Origin of the sequence: Cytobacillus depressus (genome assembly GCF_008923245.1) — a bacterium.
Lineage (GTDB): Bacteria > Bacillota > Bacilli > Bacillales > Cytobacillaceae > Cytobacillus > Cytobacillus depressus.
In genome coordinates this window covers 40,245-57,213 of sequence record NZ_WBOS01000017.1, presented here as the reverse complement: position 1 = coordinate 57,213, position 16,969 = coordinate 40,245, and the positions used below count along the sequence as shown (strand labels likewise).

General features: G+C 37.6%; 20 protein-coding genes and 1 pseudogene. 13 read left to right on the top strand and 8 right to left on the bottom strand.

The genetic code is table 11. From position 1 onward, the window contains the following. Positions 1-401 precede the first annotated feature (401 nt). Positions 402-482, top strand: a complete 81-nt coding sequence (locus F7731_RS21650) for a hypothetical protein (RefSeq protein ID WP_151536925.1) — start codon at positions 402-404, stop codon at positions 480-482. A 69-nt stretch (positions 483-551) separates the two neighbouring features. Here F7731_RS21650 and F7731_RS21645 read toward each other — a convergent pair whose 3' ends face one another. Both F7731_RS21645 and selD read right to left on the bottom strand, forming a co-directional pair. Continuing rightward, positions 552-1,292, bottom strand: coding sequence for an arylamine N-acetyltransferase family protein (locus tag F7731_RS21645; RefSeq protein WP_151536880.1), 741 nt, complete (start codon positions 1,290-1,292; stop codon positions 552-554). 37 nt (positions 1,293-1,329) lie between these two features. Next, positions 1,330-2,379: a selenide, water dikinase SelD gene (gene selD, locus F7731_RS21640; RefSeq protein WP_151536879.1), complete on the bottom strand. Its 1,050-nt coding sequence runs from the start codon at positions 2,377-2,379 to the stop codon at positions 1,330-1,332. Between the two features lie 201 nt (positions 2,380-2,580). On the opposite strand from selD, the pseudogene F7731_RS27205 reads away from it, so the two are divergent. After that, positions 2,581-2,775, top strand: a pseudogene (locus F7731_RS27205) (Rdx family protein); the annotation flags it as partial. An 80-nt stretch (positions 2,776-2,855) separates the two neighbouring features. Further along, the gene (gene selA / locus F7731_RS21630) at positions 2,856-4,259 is read left to right on the top strand and encodes an L-seryl-tRNA(Sec) selenium transferase (protein ID WP_151536878.1); all 1,404 of its coding nucleotides are present in this window, start codon (positions 2,856-2,858) and stop codon (positions 4,257-4,259) included. A gap of 52 nt (positions 4,260-4,311) precedes the next feature. Here selA and F7731_RS21625 read toward each other — a convergent pair whose 3' ends face one another. Next, positions 4,312-4,452, bottom strand: coding sequence for a small acid-soluble spore protein P (locus F7731_RS21625; RefSeq protein WP_151536877.1), 141 nt, complete (start codon positions 4,450-4,452; stop codon positions 4,312-4,314). Positions 4,453-4,738: 286 nt separating this feature from the next. Here F7731_RS21625 and F7731_RS21620 point away from each other — a divergent pair, with 286 nt between their 5' ends. Beyond that, positions 4,739-4,999 carry a hypothetical protein gene (locus tag F7731_RS21620; RefSeq protein WP_151536876.1) on the top strand — a complete coding sequence of 87 codons (261 nt, stop codon included), beginning with the start codon at positions 4,739-4,741 and terminating at the stop codon, positions 4,997-4,999. Between the two features lie 39 nt (positions 5,000-5,038). Here the strand turns inward: F7731_RS21620 and sspO are convergent, their stop codons facing one another. Beyond that, the gene (sspO, locus tag F7731_RS21615; RefSeq protein WP_151536875.1) at positions 5,039-5,188 is read right to left on the bottom strand and encodes a small acid-soluble spore protein O; all 150 of its coding nucleotides are present in this window, start codon (positions 5,186-5,188) and stop codon (positions 5,039-5,041) included. Positions 5,189-5,531: 343 nt separating this feature from the next. Between sspO and acnA the strand changes: the two genes are divergently transcribed. The 9 genes from acnA (at position 5,532) to F7731_RS21570 (ending at position 13,415) form a co-directional block, all read left to right on the top strand. Then, complete coding sequence (gene acnA, locus F7731_RS21610; protein WP_151536874.1) at positions 5,532-8,240, top strand: aconitate hydratase AcnA; 2,709 nt, start codon at positions 5,532-5,534, stop codon at positions 8,238-8,240. Positions 8,241-8,371: 131 nt separating this feature from the next. Further along, entirely contained in the window at positions 8,372-8,803 is a 432-nt protein-coding gene (locus F7731_RS21605; RefSeq protein ID WP_151536873.1) for a hypothetical protein, read from the top strand. Positions 8,804-8,830: 27 nt separating this feature from the next. Beyond that, positions 8,831-9,337, top strand: coding sequence for a peroxiredoxin family protein (locus tag F7731_RS21600; protein WP_151536872.1), 507 nt, complete (start codon positions 8,831-8,833; stop codon positions 9,335-9,337). A 127-nt stretch (positions 9,338-9,464) separates the two neighbouring features. Then, positions 9,465-9,596, top strand: coding sequence for an FbpB family small basic protein (locus tag F7731_RS21595; protein WP_170289773.1), 132 nt, complete (start codon positions 9,465-9,467; stop codon positions 9,594-9,596). A 63-nt stretch (positions 9,597-9,659) separates the two neighbouring features. Next, positions 9,660-9,803, top strand: coding sequence for an acid-soluble spore protein N (locus F7731_RS21590; protein ID WP_151536871.1), 144 nt, complete (start codon positions 9,660-9,662; stop codon positions 9,801-9,803). 167 nt (positions 9,804-9,970) lie between these two features. Beyond that, complete coding sequence (tlp, locus tag F7731_RS21585; RefSeq protein WP_151536870.1) at positions 9,971-10,207, top strand: small acid-soluble spore protein Tlp; 237 nt, start codon at positions 9,971-9,973, stop codon at positions 10,205-10,207. 107 nt (positions 10,208-10,314) lie between these two features. Continuing rightward, positions 10,315-12,636, top strand: coding sequence for an AAA family ATPase (locus tag F7731_RS21580; protein ID WP_151536869.1), 2,322 nt, complete (start codon positions 10,315-10,317; stop codon positions 12,634-12,636). Positions 12,637-12,638: 2 nt separating this feature from the next. Then, entirely contained in the window at positions 12,639-13,070 is a 432-nt protein-coding gene (locus tag F7731_RS21575) for an acyl-CoA thioesterase (protein ID WP_151536868.1), read from the top strand. Positions 13,071-13,109: 39 nt separating this feature from the next. Then, positions 13,110-13,415, top strand: coding sequence for a hypothetical protein (locus F7731_RS21570; RefSeq protein WP_151536867.1), 306 nt, complete (start codon positions 13,110-13,112; stop codon positions 13,413-13,415). A 105-nt stretch (positions 13,416-13,520) separates the two neighbouring features. Here the strand turns inward: F7731_RS21570 and F7731_RS21565 are convergent, their stop codons facing one another. The 4 genes from F7731_RS21565 to F7731_RS21550 form a co-directional block, all read right to left on the bottom strand. Continuing rightward, the gene (locus F7731_RS21565) at positions 13,521-13,808 is read right to left on the bottom strand and encodes a HesB/YadR/YfhF family protein (RefSeq protein WP_151536866.1); all 288 of its coding nucleotides are present in this window, start codon (positions 13,806-13,808) and stop codon (positions 13,521-13,523) included. Between the two features lie 35 nt (positions 13,809-13,843). After that, entirely contained in the window at positions 13,844-14,662 is an 819-nt protein-coding gene (locus F7731_RS21560; RefSeq protein ID WP_170289772.1) for a CPBP family intramembrane glutamic endopeptidase, read from the bottom strand. Positions 14,663-14,710: 48 nt separating this feature from the next. Continuing rightward, the gene (locus F7731_RS21555) at positions 14,711-15,865 is read right to left on the bottom strand and encodes a CapA family protein (protein ID WP_151536864.1); all 1,155 of its coding nucleotides are present in this window, start codon (positions 15,863-15,865) and stop codon (positions 14,711-14,713) included. A 615-nt stretch (positions 15,866-16,480) separates the two neighbouring features. Further along, positions 16,481-16,702 (bottom strand): DUF5342 family protein, encoded by a 222-nt coding sequence (locus tag F7731_RS21550; protein ID WP_151536863.1) that lies wholly within the window; start codon positions 16,700-16,702, stop codon positions 16,481-16,483. Positions 16,703-16,969: the final 267 nt, after the last annotated feature.

The window sequence follows — 16,969 nt, the reverse complement described above, 5'->3', positions numbered from 1 at the left end:
ATATCATTAGTATGTATTAAGATTAGGTATTTGTAAGGAAAATGTAGCATCCTAATAAGATTTAACCTAAAAAGTCGATTCCGATACGATAAGGAATCGACTTTTTAAGTTACTAAAACCCTCAAAACAACTGGATTTCTTAAAAAATTCATAAATAGATTTAATGGCTTCCATATATTTCTTCTACTCCTTCTAATTGTTCCATTATAGTGCCTAAAATGGACTGGAGGAACAGTACCGAGGCCCCTAATAAAAACTCCATTGTTAATAATTTAATTAAGGAAATAAACCTTTAAACATCTTGATAATCTAGTCTAAAAATACAGGGTCGTTATGTATAGTATGTAATCAGGGGTGCATAGGTAAATGGTAAAGAATTATAGGTAGCTGTTGGATCAGGTGTGATAGGAAGAGGAATCGCTTACTTAGGAGCAACGGCGGGATTTCAAGTAATTTTGGTAGATAGAATAGAGGTTAATTAATCTCATAAATTAAAAATGGAATAAGCTATCTAGTAAATCAAGTGAAACTGACCTACTAGATAGCCTATTTTATATAGTAATTTCAAATATTTCCTTAAGAAATTTCTGTTTTTCTGCTTCTGTTAGATTCCATTTCGTTTTTTGATTATTTTTTGTTTCAGTAACGGTTAGGTCATTTAGAGTGATACGGCCTGTTTTTGTCGCAATTGTTACAATATCGCCATGTGTAAAACTGGATTCCGGAGAATGTTGATTATAGAGACAGCCTTCTGTAAAATCCGTTAATTGCTTAGGTGAATCTGAAAAGCGATAGAGTGTTTTCCACCCCAACTCCTCTAACCGCTGTAAATAATAGAAATCTTGCTCTTCTTTTATGACCCGATACGTTCCACTGACATCTGTTCGTTCCTCTCTTGTTAACGGAAGCGGCTGACGGACAGAATCTCCGAATCCGACATCTATAAGAAATGGCTGATCAAGTTGAACGATTATGGCTGCATGTGTATTTGGTTTTGCCCATCCGTTTGGCTTGTTCACCGTACAAGCGATAAGGTAAGAGCGAAATCCAAGGTGAGTTAATAAAAGCTGAAAGAGGCCATTTAATTCATAGCAATACCCGCCGCGATGCATACCGATAATTTTCTCGTAAATCCTTCTTGTATCAAGCAGGATTTCAACTTTTCTTGTTACATCTAAATTTTCAAAAGGGATGTTTTCCATATGATTTCTTTGCAATTCAGATAGAAAGTCGATTGTTGGGTACTGTTCTCCATCAATAGCCAATCGATTTATATATTTTTGAAAGTCCATATTCATCATCCTTCAAAAATGATTTAGAAATTCTCTATTATTTTACTAAGATCAATTTTTCCAGTTTAGGAAGGACCTCTCCTATGATAGAAGCAGATGACAATCCAGCTTCATGTAATTTCGCAATATAATCTTGTGCTGAATCCTTGGGCATTGACACGAGCAACCCTCCAGAGGTAATTGCATCACATAAAATCAATTGGCTTTCGTAAGGAATGTTTTCATACTGTACTTCATTTTCAAGCCATTTATGATTAGCTTTTGACCCGCCCGGAACAATTCCATCTTTCGCAAGTTCATATGTACCATCCAATAATGGAACTTGACTATAATCGATTTCCAAACTAACATGGCTTCCTCTTGCCATTTCACTGCCGTGTCCAAGCAACCCAAAGCCGGTAATATCGGTGACAGCATGTGGCGTAAAGGTCGTTAAAATTTCGGCTGCCATTTTATTTAACATCGCCATTGTTTGCGTAACGGCAATTTCTTGATCGCGGGAAACGACACCTCTTTTAATACCTGTCGTTAAAATCCCTACGCCAAGTGGTTTTGTTAAAACAAGAGCATCTCCTGGTTTTGCACCGACATTTTTCCAGTAGCGCTCTGGATGGACGATACCGGTCACAGACAAGCCGAATTTGGGCTCTTGATCATCGACTGAATGTCCACCAACTGTAACAGCACCAGCTTCTTGCACCTTATCTCCGGCACCTCTTAAAATTTCCGCCAGAATATCAGGACCAAGCTTTTTAACAGGATATCCGACAATATTCAGAACAGTTTTTGGCTGACCACCCATCGCATACACATCACTTAGTGCATTGGCTGCTGCGATTTGTCCAAACATGTATGGATCATCAACAATTGGCGTAAAATAATCAACCGTTTGAATTAATGCAATGGAATCGGTTAATTGATACACACCTGCATCATCTGATGTTTCATGGCCGACTAGCAACTCCGGCACAGAATCTTGCTTTGGTAAAAGACGCAAAACTTGCGTCAAGTCCTCAGGACCAATTTTGCAGCCTCAGCCAGCTTTCGTTGACAACGACGTTAACCGAATTTTTTCCTGCTCGCTCACGATACCACCTCCAAATTCAGTATACCTTTAATTGAAGATAAAATCACAAAATACAATCTGATTTATTGCGGAAAAAAGCGGTTTATACTAAAATGACAAACATATATAGTGTGAAAATTAAATCACCTTACTAGAGGAGGTCGCGCGTTGAAAAAGTATAACGTCAAAATCGAATTTTGCATGATGTGAAACTATGCGCCGAAAGCCGCGCGTGTCGCGGAAGAACTGTTTACTCATTTCCGTCATGGCATTGTAAAGATGGAACTCATCCCTAGCAAAGGCGGGGTGTTTGAAGTGAGCGTCAATGGGGAAAAAATTTATTCAAAAGACGAAACAGGATTATTCCCGAAATCCGGGCAAATTATTGAAATGATTCAGGAAGAACCTTCAGCTTAAGCCTTCTTCTATATGAGGAAGGTTTATTTAATTTTGCATTTTTTAAATGATATAATGTGACCAAGATTGGAGGGAAATCGGTGAAAGAATGGCTCAAAAATATCCCCGCCGTCCATGAACTGCAAAGGGACGAACGTTTTATCCTTTTGGCGGAAAATAACGGGATTCATTTTATACATATGACGGGCGAACTGAAAACAGTGCTTGCGGAAGCTCGGGAAGAGATACTTACTGAAAAATGGGATGGACCAGAACCTGGAACAAATGCATTTTTGGAATTACTTTTTACAAGGTTACAAGAACTGATCGCCAAAAAATATCGTCCTACAATGAAGCGAATTATTAATGCGACTGGAACGATTCTTCATACAAATTTAGGCCGGGCTCGTTTAAGTGAAAATGCGGTGAGGCATATGAATGAGATTGCACTTCATTATTCGAATTTGGAATACAATATAGAAGAAGGCGAGCGCGGGTCAAGGCATCGACATGTAGAAGAGCTCATTAAAGAGCTGACTGGTGCTGAAGCGGCAATGGTTGTAAATAATAATGCGGCAGCGGTCTATTTAATCTTAAAGGCATTTGCTGAAAATAGAGAAGTGATTGTATCAAGAGGCCAGCTTGTCGAAATTGGCGGATCGTTTAGAGTCTCTTCGATTATGGAGGAAAGCGGGGCTTGTTTAGTTGAAGTTGGCACAACGAATAAGACACATTTAGTTGACTATGAAAAGGCAATTACCGAACAGTCTGCGATGATTTTAAAGGTACATACGAGCAATTTTAAAATCATTGGTTTTACGCAATCAGTAGCAACAAAGGAATTAGCCGGTTTAGCGAAAGCGAAAGGCCTTATATTCTACGAAGATCTAGGCAGCGGGGCCCTTTATGATTTTAGCAGTTATGGAATAGGTGAAGAACCGATTGTGAAGGAAGTATTGAAACAGGGAGCGGATATTGTTTCATTCAGCGGGGACAAGCTTTTAGGCGGTCCACAAGCTGGCATTATCGCCGGTAAAAAAGAGCTTATTCAGCTTTTAAAAGAACATCAGCTTGCCCGTGTGTTAAGAGTGGATAAGATGACTCTTGCAGCACTTGAGGGGACATTGATTGATTATTTAAAAGGAGAAAATGGCATAAAGAATATCCCTGTTATCAGAGATATATTACTTTCAAAAGAAGCTTTAATGGAAAGAACTGAAGCTTTTATTGAAAAACTGCGGGACATTACTTCACAATTCACTATGGCAATAAAGGAAAGCTTCGGTCAAATAGGCGGGGGGACGATGCCAGAAGTTGAGCTTCCTTCTGTTGTAGCTGTCATTAAGCATAATCAATGGACAGCAGAACAGGTCGCGAAGAAATTACGAACAGAATTTTCACCAGCAATTATTGTAAGAATTCAGAGAGATGAGGTATTAATAGATTTAAGAACGGTTAGTTTAGAAGAGGAATTATATATTTTAGAGGCATTTCAAGCTTTTTGAAGCATCTTGATCAAAGCGTTTCCCAATATACATGGGGAACGCTTTGATTTTTTTACATATCGTGGCTTGAATTATGTTTCTGCCGTGTATGGTTGCGGTTTTTTACCTTTTTTGAGCCACTTAACGGTTCAGGCTGTCCAGAATTAACTTTTGGAGCATTTCTTCTCATATCTTTACTGTCATTTTTGTTCATTGCTTTCATCCCTCCTACAAATAGCATGGAAGGATGAGATAAATTTATACAGAATATTTTTTGAAAGACTGCACAATTTAACTTTATTCAGCAGAATACTTCACCTTTGTAGGAAGTAAGTTGAGTATCTATTCAGAACGGGTTCAAGCCCAGCTGAATAAAGTTAAGCCTCCGGCGAGCCTTTCGATTTTTCAAGGAAATTATCGAGCCGCTCAGGTAAATCTGAGCGTAAATACGCTAAGGCGAATTTGATTTATATACATTTTCTTAAAGGAGTGAACAGGGGATGCCGTATAATAAGAATAAACAACAAGCATTTCAGGCTGCCCAACAGGGGATGGAGGATGCACAAGAGCTTTATTATGAAATCGTCAAGGACTCAGCTAATTACGGGCATCAGCTAAAACATCTAAAGCAAGAAGTAAATGAGGCATATGAATCAATTGAAAATGCACTTGAAGTTGCATCTGAAACCCAAAGAACACAATTGGAAAAATTCCAAAAAGACTTAAGTAAAATGGTTGTAGAAGTAAACCAATATCAGTAGAAACTACGAAGGAAGCGAAACTTAATTCGCTTCCTTTAGTTATTGATTTTTCTTCCGCTTCTTATTATTTTGTTTTTGCGCTTCAGATAATGGTTCGTTCGCGAACTCCTCGTTATAGCCTGCACCCATGCCTTGTCCCTTTGCTGCGTTCATTCCTGGGATAATGTGATTTGATTTTCTTTTCGCCACTTCACTCACCTCCGCTTACTATCATTTGTAGAGAAATCTCAAAATATGTTACTTTCCAAACGTTTTCATACAAAATTTTCAATTAATAAATTTCGTAATATAATAAGCAAGGTAAACGATAAAGAGTGTATGCGTAATTATTTTCCGAAAAAATGAAGCTATCGCAAGATCTTTTCCATTAATATAAGTATAACTTATCAAAAACAATAACTTTCTTGATATTTACTTATATTGCATATTGTATTAATATTATTCGTGAGGGGAGTAAGATGGACAGAAATGCCATCTTTTCGACAATTACCTATACTATTAAATTTTTAATTTGCAAAAGGGGGATGAACCCATGGTAAAACATGATGTATTTAATGCTCGTAAATCATTTGAGCTAAACGGGAAGCGCTATCATTACTATCAATTAGACGCATTAGAAAAGGCTGGCGTCGGCAATGTATCTAAATTACCTTATTCAATCAAGGTATTATTAGAGTCTGTTCTTCGTCAACATGACGGTCGAGTGATTACAAAAGAGCATGTTGAAAACTTAGCAAAATGGGGCACAGATGAAGTTAAAGAAGTAGACGTGCCATTTAAACCTTCACGTGTTATTCTGCAAGACTTTACAGGGGTTCCAGCAGTTGTGGACTTAGCTTCCCTGCGTAAAGCAATGGCAGATATGGGTGGAGATCCTGATAAAATTAATCCGCTTAAGCCGGTAGATCTTGTTATTGACCACTCTGTTCAAGTTGACCAATTCGGTTCACCTGAAGCACTCGAAGCGAACATGAAGCTTGAATTCGAACGAAATGCAGAACGCTATCAGTTCTTAAGCTGGGCACAAAAAGCGTTTGATAACTATCGTGCTGTACCGCCTGCAACAGGTATTGTTCACCAAGTGAACTTAGAATATCTTGCAAGTGTTGTTTACGCGATTGAGAATGAAGATGGTGAATTTGAAGCATTCCCAGACACTTTAGTAGGGACAGACTCCCATACTACGATGATCAACGGAATCGGTGTTCTTGGCTGGGGTGTTGGTGGAATTGAAGCTGAAGCAGGAATGCTTGGACAGCCTTCATACTTCCCAGTTCCGGAAGTTGTAGGGGTAAAACTGACTGGTGAACTTCCAGACGGCGCAACGGCTACTGACTTAGCTCTAAAAGTTACACAAGTGCTTCGCGCTCATGGCGTTGTTGGGAAATTTGTTGAATTCTTCGGTCCTGGTATAACAGCTCTACCACTTGCTGACCGTGCAACAATTGCAAATATGGCACCAGAATATGGGGCAACTTGCGGATTCTTCCCAGTTGATGAAGAATCACTTGAATATATGCGTTTAACTGGCCGTTCTGAAGAGCAAATTCAATTAGTTGAAACATATTCTAAAGAAAATGGCTTGTTCTTCGATCCATCTTTAGAGCCAGTTTACACAAATGTTGTTGAAATTAATCTATCTGATATCGAAGCTAACCTTTCTGGTCCTAAGCGTCCGCAAGATTTAATTCCTCTTTCAGCAATGAAGATGGAATTCAATAAAGCATTGACAGCTCCACAAGGAAATCAAGGCTTTGGATTAGATGGGAAAGAAATCGATAAAGAAGTAACAGTTACATTCAATAATGGCGATACGACAGAAATGAAAACAGGTGCTGTTGCCATTGCTGCTATTACTAGCTGTACAAACACTTCTAACCCATATGTGTTAGTTGGTGCAGGTCTAGTAGCGAAAAAAGCAGTTGAGCTTGGCATGGAAGTTCCAAAGTTTGTGAAAACTTCATTAGCACCAGGTTCAAAAGTAGTAACAGGTTATCTTCGTGATTCTGGCCTTCAGCCTTACTTAGATCAATTAGGCTTTAACATTGTTGGTTATGGCTGTACAACATGTATCGGTAACTCAGGACCGTTAAAAGATGAAATCGAAAAAGCTATTGCTGAGAACGATCTTCTTGTTACATCTGTCCTTTCTGGAAACCGTAACTTTGAAGGACGTATCCATCCGCTTGTAAAAGCGAACTACTTAGCTTCACCGCCATTAGTTGTCGCTTATGCACTTGCTGGAACAGTGGATATCGATCTTCAAAAAGAAGCAATTGGCAAAGACAAAAACGGAAATGACGTATTCTTTAAAGATATTTGGCCGACAACTGCAGAAGTGAATGAAGTTGTGAAACAAACGGTTACTCCAGAATTATTCCGCAAAGAATATGAGAATGTGTTCGGAGATAATGCTCTATGGAATAAAATTCAAACGAGCAGTGAGCCGCTTTATACGTTTGACGAAACATCAACATATATCCAAAATCCGCCATTCTTCGAAGGATTAAAACCAGATCCAGACGAAGTTAAACCGTTAAATAGCTTACGTGTTGTTGGTAAGTTTGGCGATTCAGTAACGACTGACCATATTTCTCCTGCTGGTGCTATCGGTAAAAATACACCTGCTGGAAAATATTTGATTGAGCATGGAGTAGAGGTTCGTGACTTTAACTCTTACGGTTCACGCCGTGGAAACCATGAAGTGATGATGCGTGGTACATTTGCGAATATCCGTATTCGCAACCAAATTGCTCCTGGCACAGAAGGGGGCTTAACAACGTACTGGCCGACTGGCGAAGTCATGTCTATTTTTGATGCTTGCATGAAGTATAAAGAGGATGGCACAGGTCTTGTTGTCCTTGCAGGTAATGACTACGGAATGGGCTCTTCACGTGACTGGGCAGCAAAGGGAACAAATCTATTAGGAATTAAAACTGTTATCGCTGAAAGCTATGAGCGTATTCACCGTTCAAACCTTGTATTAATGGGTGTACTTCCACTTCAGTTCAAAGACGGTGACAGTGCTGAAACGCTTGGCTTAACAGGTAAAGAGACAATTGATGTACAAGTCGATGAAAATGTAAGACCTCGTGACTTAGTGAAAGTGACTGCTACAGATGAAGAAGGCAACAAGAAGGAATTTGAAGTCCTTGTTCGCTTCGATTCAGAAGTAGAAATCGATTACTACCGTCACGGCGGCATCCTGCAAATGGTTCTTCGTGAAAAATTAGCAAACTAATTCCATAATAAAAAGCGTGTATTTTCAAATTTGAGAGTACACGCTTTTTTGCTTTTTCATAAGCACTTATTTTTACAATATCTCTAGTCTTTTGTATGTTATAGTAAGAAGTTCTAATTGGAGGAGAAGCCATGGGTGCTTGGATGGTTGGGCCATTTTTAATTAAATATGAATGGATCTTGTTATTAATGGCAGGATTATTTTCATATTTTTTTATGAAAAGTAAAACAAAATCGGATCGGACTTTTCAAGAATATTTTTTTAATACGATACTAAATGCAGTCATTTTTGGATTTCTTATCTTTAAATTCAGCACTGTTTTATTTCGGCCGTCGATTCTCTTTGATCAGCCGTTATCTGTTCTCTATATGTCGGGGGGCATAAAGGGGATTTTACTTGGTCTATTCATTGCTATCATTTATATTTCCTTTAAATGCTACAAAGGAAACTGGGCTATCAAAAGCTGGATGACGGTTATTGTTTACGGAATTGTCACATTTTTCATTGCTTTATGGACGTTGCGAACCTTATTTTTTCTATTTATTAGGTTACAATACGAGTAAATAGACATTAAAGGTGTTGACTTGCGAATGATAAAAAAAATTTTTGCAGCATGTATTCTATTTGGAGTAATGGGGGTAGCGGTTGTACAAGCAATGGAAAAAGATGAACCCAAAAGTGATCATCTGACAGGGCTAAACGTCGGATTAACAGCACCAGATTTTGAATTAAAAACATTAGAAGGAAAGACAGTTAAGCTTTCTGATTTTCGAGGAAAAAAGGTCATGTTGAATTTCTGGGCAACTTGGTGTCCTCCATGTAAAGCGGAAATGCCAGCTATGCAAAAGTTTAACGAAGAATCCGGTGATAAAATCGTAATACTGGCAGTTAATATTGATCCTGAGTATGATGTGGCAGGTTTTGCAAAGCAAATGAATATTCATTTCCCAATCCTTTTGGATGAAAAGGATGAAGTAAATAAAACTTACAAAATCTTAACAATCCCAACGACATTTTTCATTAATGAAAAAGGGATGATTGCCCATAAGCATTTAGGTGCGATGACGATAGAAATGATGAGGGAATATTCAAAATAAAGTTTTTTAAGCATCAGTTAAGAACTGATGTTTTTTCTTATCAAAAATTTTCGGAAATTTGTAATAATTATAACGTTTTTTGACCATAATAACGGATAATATAGTATTAAAGGAAGGTGAGACAAAAATGAGAAAACCTAGAAGACGCTCATTCGCCGATCTTGTTTTAGAAAATAAGCACCAAATTTTAAAAGATGAAGCTGCTATGGAGAAAATCGAAGCACGTTTAGAGGAAAAACGCTTAAATAAAGCAGAATAACATTCATTACCATAAATGAACCCCTCCTCAAGTGTACATACTTTAAAATGAGGAGGGATTTTTATGAGTAATCCAAAAGGACACCCAGGGAATTATAACCCTAACCATATTGGTACACAGCCACGCAGTTTTGGAGGAAATAAGGGGAAGAAGATGCAGAGCAATACAGGTGGAACCCCTCAAGTAATCCAAACAAAAGGTGAATAAACAGAAAAGCGGAAGCGGCTTGAACAGCCCCGACAAGCATAAGACAGGCCAGCGAGAAGGTTGCTCTTTAACCTTCTTGATGGAATGGCTTATGACCTCGAGGGGCTAGCCGCTGGAGCTAGACAAAAACTCAAATCATTACATCTTCCATAGGAGGTTATTTATTTATGGCTTATGAAAATAAACCTAAACCAGATGACCGCAGTGATAACGTTGAAAAACTGAACACGATGGTTGAAAACACAATTGAAAATATGAATGATGCTGAAGAAACATTGCAGTTTACGGATGGCGAAGAGCGAGCAAGAATTGCTGCGAAAAATGAGCGCCGTAAGGAAAGTATTGCGGCCATGAAAAGTGAAATTCAAGATGAGACTCAAGCAAGACAGAATGGATATCAGTAAATAATTAATCGCGAAGACCTGGTTTCTAAATCAGGTCTTTAAGTTTTTTTAGACATGAATAAATGTGATATGATAAAGGTGGAATATAGACAAAGAAGTGATGATGGATGGAACAGTTGAGACAGAGAAATTTACATAACGATCAAATCAAGCAATGGGAAGAAGAGCTGCAGAAAAATGGCTTCATTAGAAATGAAGCCTCATTATTAGCCTTGATAAAAAACATAGATCAGAATGAAAATAAAGAACTTATAGCCGATGTGTTGACCCTTGCCGGTCTTTCAAGACTAGCAAAAAATGATCAGGATTCTTTAGGACTTGCATGGATTAGAAAAGCTTATAGCTTAAATTCCAATCAGGAAAAAGCAGGTATATTTATCGAGCAATTAGAGTGGAAAAATAAAGAAAATCTTTTACATATGTTATCCTTTCCTCCTATTCGTGAAACGGATAATAAGCAAGCAAAACTGCAAACCGTTGAACAAATTAAAGAAATTAGCCAGAAATTTCTCGAAAAAGTGGAGGAAGAAAAGGATCAGCTTGAGAAGCTAAAGTTCAAATTAACGGATCATCAACTTCTTGAGCAATATTCCAATATGGAAGAGCTGTTAGACAATGCTCAAGAGGAAGTATTCATTCTTTTAAAAGCGGCAGATGAGTATGTTCAGTCTGTTGTCGGTGTGTTTTATCATTCTGCCTATTATACAGAAATGAAGGAAGCATTAGAGCGGATTGAAGAAATAAAAAATGAATGGAATCTCCTTTTTGCGGATAAAGAAAAGGAAATTGAGCCGGATCTTACCCCGATTGAAGAGCTCGAACAGCTGATTGGTCTTGAAAAGGTGAAAGGGCGAATGAAGGACTTTTACCAGTTTCTTAAATATCAAAAGGAACGGAAAGCACTCGGTTTTCAATCGAAGGATGAAAATAGTTTACATATGGTTTTAACCGGTAATCCGGGAACAGGGAAATCAACGCTAGCAAGATTGTTGGCTAAAATTTATCATGAGCTTGGTGTATTAACAAAAGAACAAGTGGTGGAAGTGGACCGCTCACAGTTGGTTGGAGCATTTGTCGGACAAACAGAGGAAAACGTGCGTGCTGCGGTGCAAAAAGCGATTGGCGGTGTCTTATTCATCGATGAAGCCTATAGTTTGAAGAAAGAAGGACAGACAGGGAGTGACTACGGGCAAACTGTGATCGATACACTTGTGTCGTTAATGACGGGCTCTGAATTTGGCGGGAAATTTGCTGTCATTTTGGCAGGCTACCCAGAAGAAATGCGCCAGTTTTTAGATGCTAACCCTGGACTTCGCAGCCGCTTTCCACAATCGAATTTTATTCACTTGACGAATTATAATAATGAGGAATTAATGCAAATTGCTGATAAACTCGCCATTGAAAATGATTATGTTTTAACAGATGAAGCGAAGCAGGAGCTTGAGAAAAGGATTGAGCTGGAACGGGTCGATGATTCGTTTGGGAACGCTCGCGCTGTTAGAAATATTGTTTTAGATGCTATATTCAAAAAAGGGGCTAAATTCGCCAATGAGCCTTCCATAATGGACTTTTCATTATTGGAAAAAGCTGATTTTGAACGATCAGCTCACAAGGAGCCGATCCAGCCAAAAAATAAATTGCAAAATTTAATTGGGCTTGATTCCGTGAAAAATGAAGTCAATATGTTAATGTCTTTCGTGAAGATGCAGCAAATTAGAAGGGAAAAAGGTTTGCCTGTTGTTCCGATTCAGCTTCATTCCACTTTTATTGGGAATCCAGGTACAGGTAAAACAACAGTTGCAAAAATTTATGCAGAGCTTTTACAAGAGTGCGGCTTTTTAAAGAGAGGGCATTTAATCGTTGCCAGCCGCGCTGATTTTGTTGCTGGCTATGTTGGGCAAACAGCAATCAAAACGAAGAAGAAAGTAAAGGAAGCTCTTGGCGGAGTATTATTTATTGACGAAGCTTATTCGTTATTTTCGCAATCTAAGGGAGATTTCGGCAAAGAGGTGATTGATACACTCGTTGACGAAATGACAAAGCATAATGAGAATTTAGTCGTCATCCTTGCTGGATACCCGAAGGAAATGGAAGAACTGCTCCAAAGTAACCCAGGATTAAAATCAAGATTTAAGAAGTTTTTCTACTTTAATGATTATACGGCTGTAGAGTTGCTGCAAATTATTATTTCATATGCGGCAAACTATCAATACGAATTAACAGAGCATGCGATTAATTTTTTAGGAGAGGCATTACAAAGTATGCGTGTAAACGGAAATGGCCGCTTTGCGACTAATTTAACGGACGAAGCGATCCAGTTCCAAGCATTGAGACTCTTATCAGATGAGCCGAATGAGCAGTCGCTCAAAAATGTTTCTATTCTTGATAAGGCCGATTTTGAAAAGGCTATCAACCGAATGGGGGAATAAGGATGTTAGTGTCAACGAAGGAAATAGAAGTAAGATATGCAGAAACCGACCAAATGGGTGTCGTTTATCATGCAAATTATTTAGTCTGGATGGAAGTAGGACGAACACAGCTGATTAAAGATTTAGGCTTTAATTATGCGGAGATGGAGAAGGATGGCATCATTTCACCGGTATTAGATATTCAAGTTTCTTATAAGAAGCCCCTTCGCTATGGGGAAAAAGCAATCGTAAAAACATGGATTGAAGAGTATGACGGACTTCGAATTTGCTACGGCTATGATATTTATACAGAAGAAGGCGAACTGGCTGTTTCGGGATTGTCCAAGCATGTATGTGTTAAGAAGGAAAGTTTCCGTCCGATATCTGTAAAGAAATATTATCCAAATTGGCATGAAGCCTATGAAAAAGCAAAAAAGCAAACCGTTAATGTGTAAAATTTTATCCAATTATTAGTTTTAAGGAGAGATGCATCTTTGGCATTTGGCATAAAAAAAGAAGAACTGAACGAATGGAAGCGAAAAATCGACCGAGGAGAGATCGCATTTCTAACTCACTATTGGCTAGATGATCGCTTTCCAGGCTGTAAGACCGTCACCAAGGTGGGCTGTAGTGATATGAATAAACTGGTTGAATGGGGAAAGAAGTATGATTTGAGAGCTGAATGGATCCATCAACGGAAGGACGGCTATTCGCATTTTGATCTTATAGGTGAGAGGCAAGCCGAGATTCTTGAAAGAGAAGGATTATTAGAGCAAATTTGGAAAGTAAAAAAGAGATAGCCCATTTTTATACACCTTCTCTTGATTTTTAACGAGGAAAGGCATAATAACTTATATGAAAACCCTTTTCATTCTCCCAAAATTCAGGTGAATGAAAAGGGTTTTTTAGATGTATTTATAGTCGGGCTCTTTCGCCATCTCATTAAATTCCACATGAAGATCATGATTGTCGAAATACCACAGATCTTTTTCTTCAATATAATAGGTAATGCCGTTCTTTATTGTTTCTGCACCGGCAATAACTGGCTCATCTTTCGCTATGCCTAATGAAAAGCCTTGCTGAACGGTACTGCAGCCTCCATAGCGGGCAAAAAAGCGCACATAATCTCCTTTATTTAAAAACATTTCTTCTTCAAACCAAGCTGCCGCTTTATTGCTAATATGTATTTTCAAAATAATTCCTCCTTAAGTCTTCAACAATTAGTTATTTAGCCTATATATGGAATAATCCCACTTAAAATCATTAAAATGTTGAAAAAGAAATGCCAAATGATTGCAGGAAGCAGGCTGCCAGATCGAATGGTAACACCAGCATAGAAAATTCCGCCAATTGCAAAGCCAAGACATACGAACCAAGAGTAACCAAAGGCAAGGTGAGAAAGTCCAAAGCCAATTCCCGAAAATAAAACAGCGGCTTTTTCACCAGCTAAATCAACGAATCTCGTTAATACGATCCCTCTCCATAGAATCTCCTCCAATATGCCATTAACAATTGAGAAAAATATGATAAATAATAAAAAGGATGGGTCCATTAGATTCATATTTGAAATAGAAATGAAAGGAATAAAAACTACAAAATTAATAAAAAAAGCAATAAGTAAAAACAATTTTATTGAAACCGTATGAAATCCCTTCCATATGAAAGGAAATGAAATCTTAGCTTGCCAGTTTGGCTTTTTTACATAATGACTCCAATTACGATTAAACTTTTTAATGACGTACGCCATAAAAAAGATGGGAATTAATAATAAACCACGATTTAATATCATTAGTGAGCTAATATTAAGTGGTAGTTTATCAATAAGCCTGTCCCCGTATAATAATACTAAATAACCGAGTGAATACGCAATCATCGCCCATACAAAAACTCGGGTCTGAATTGAGGCAATCGACATAAAAATGATCATTGCTAATAGTACAGTAAAAGTGATATAGAATTGCTTATTTTGAGTTAGGATCATGATGACAACAAATAAGAATAGCTGCACATATCTTAAGACGTCTGTTTGCCTTCGCAAAACCGTCATTACTGTCATCCTCTCGCTTAACATTTCATGAATGTTTATCCAATAAAATTACAGATTCCCCATCATATGGTGCTGAATTTCCTGATATTTTTCTGTGGCGTTTTTTAAACCGAAATTGCCAGCTTCATTGAGCGGAACGACACGATAATTTTTCAAATTTTGATGAGATACAAAGGTAGGAAAAAAGGCTGGATTGGCTAACTGAATGGTTACTCCATTTTCATCCCTTATTTTTGTGACCTCAATGGTAGTCATGCCGCCAATGTCTTTGTAATCCCTATTTTGTCCGGAAAGAAAGTTTCCTAATGAATAAACAATGAGGGCATCGCGACCGTCCTCAGTCTTCATCCATTCCATTGGCTGTAGTACATGTGGATGATGACCGAATAAAACGTCCACTCCTTCATTAATTAAAAATTTCCCTAATACTTTTTGTTCTTCTGCCGGGTACCGCTGATACTCATTTCCCCAATGAAGACTCATGACAACAACGTCCGCTTTTTCTTTGGCGTGATGAATCTCGGCCTTCATTGCCTCCTTATTAATTAGATTAACAAGATAATCTTTCCCTTTGGGAATGGGAATCCCATTCGTCCCATAAGTGTAGGAAAGATATGCTACTTTAATGCCTTTTCTAGATAATATAACGAGTGATTGCTGTTCCTCGTGATTTCGATAGGTACCGACATGTGGAAGGCGAATTTTATCCATATAGTCAATCGACGCAATCAACCCTTTCTCACCTTTATCAAGCGAATGATTGTTGGCTGTTGAAACAATATCCACTCCAGCATTGATTAAAGCATCTCCCACTTCTTGTGGACTATTAAAAAGTGGATAGCTGGAAATGCCAAATTCTGTTCCGCCTAAAATCGTTTCCTGATTGGCAAGCAGAAGATCGGGCTCTTGGAGTTTTTTTGCGACATGCTTGAACATCGGATTAAAATCATATCCAGTTCCTGTTCTAGCATCATTATACACCCAATCATGAATAAGAATATCACCAATAGCCCCAAGTGAAATCGTTTCTTCAAAATATTTTGGGCTAACACTTGCTTGCTTTGCCGCATGTACATGGATTGGCAGATGGACCATTTCTTTGTTTTGTGTTTCATTATACATTCTAATAATAAGGGTAGTTGATAAAATAATTAGTCCAAAACAAAAAAGCACTGAAAGAATAATGGATGATTTGCTCTTCATATAGTTCTCCTTATCAAAAGATCTAAATATACTATAATACAAAATTAGGAATCTTTCGACATATATTCCACGAGATTAGTTAAGAGCATTTCTTTAAAAATTAAAATGGAGAAGGGGTATAATAGGACAAAGAGGTGATTACAATGATTAAATTAACAGCTAGTGCCGCTAATATTCTTGCTGATGCGATTCAAAAAGAACAGAAAGATGAAGCGGAAAAACTGTTCGTCCGCTTATCTATGGGGATTGGCTGAGGGGGCCCTCAGTTAAAGCTGTCTCTGGAGGAGCAGCCTTTAAGTCATGATAAAGAGTTTGAAGTAGATGGGATTCATCTATTAATTCACGAAAGAGATTATGTGTATTTTGATCGGACGAAGCTTGATTATGTTAATGATGTTTTTGGGATAGGCAAGTTTCAATTAATAAAATTGTGAAGCTGCTATCCAGACAGTTAGGCTCTCCCGACTGTTTGGATAGCTTTTTTGTTTCTGAAAGCTATTCCTTATGGTAGGCAAGGAACGAGATTGAAATACCTGTAAAACCGTTAGTTAGGTGTGAGAAATGAATTCTTCTTCCTTTACCTAAAACCAGCTAATAAAAAGCTTCATATGTTAATTAATGCAATAAATGTTTTTTCATTTTTTTATGAACTTTAGATTCGATTTTGTCTAAATGTTTTTCCTTAAGGTAATTTATAGGTTGAGGATTAAACCACATAATCTCTCCATTATGATAAAGACCTTTTAAATTTTTTCCTTTATGATTTAATACAAACTGATATCTTTCAGAGAATTGGTTTTTAAATAATGTTTTTTCGATATTAAAATTAGACAACATAATAAACAACCTCCAATTTTTAATGCTTATATATATTCATTTAATGTTTTTTTATAAGTTATTATCTTGTTCCTTGTTTCAAATGATAGACTCCTTAAATGAGATAAATATAATAAGAACATTAAAAATTGATGAGATGATCACGTAATAACAACAATAAAAAAAGGTGCATTAGATCAGAAGTGAGAAAAAGTAGGCAATGAAAAATTAGAGTAAATAAAAGTAGGTAAGAGAAGGAAGCAACTTTGAATAGTTAGATAATAAACA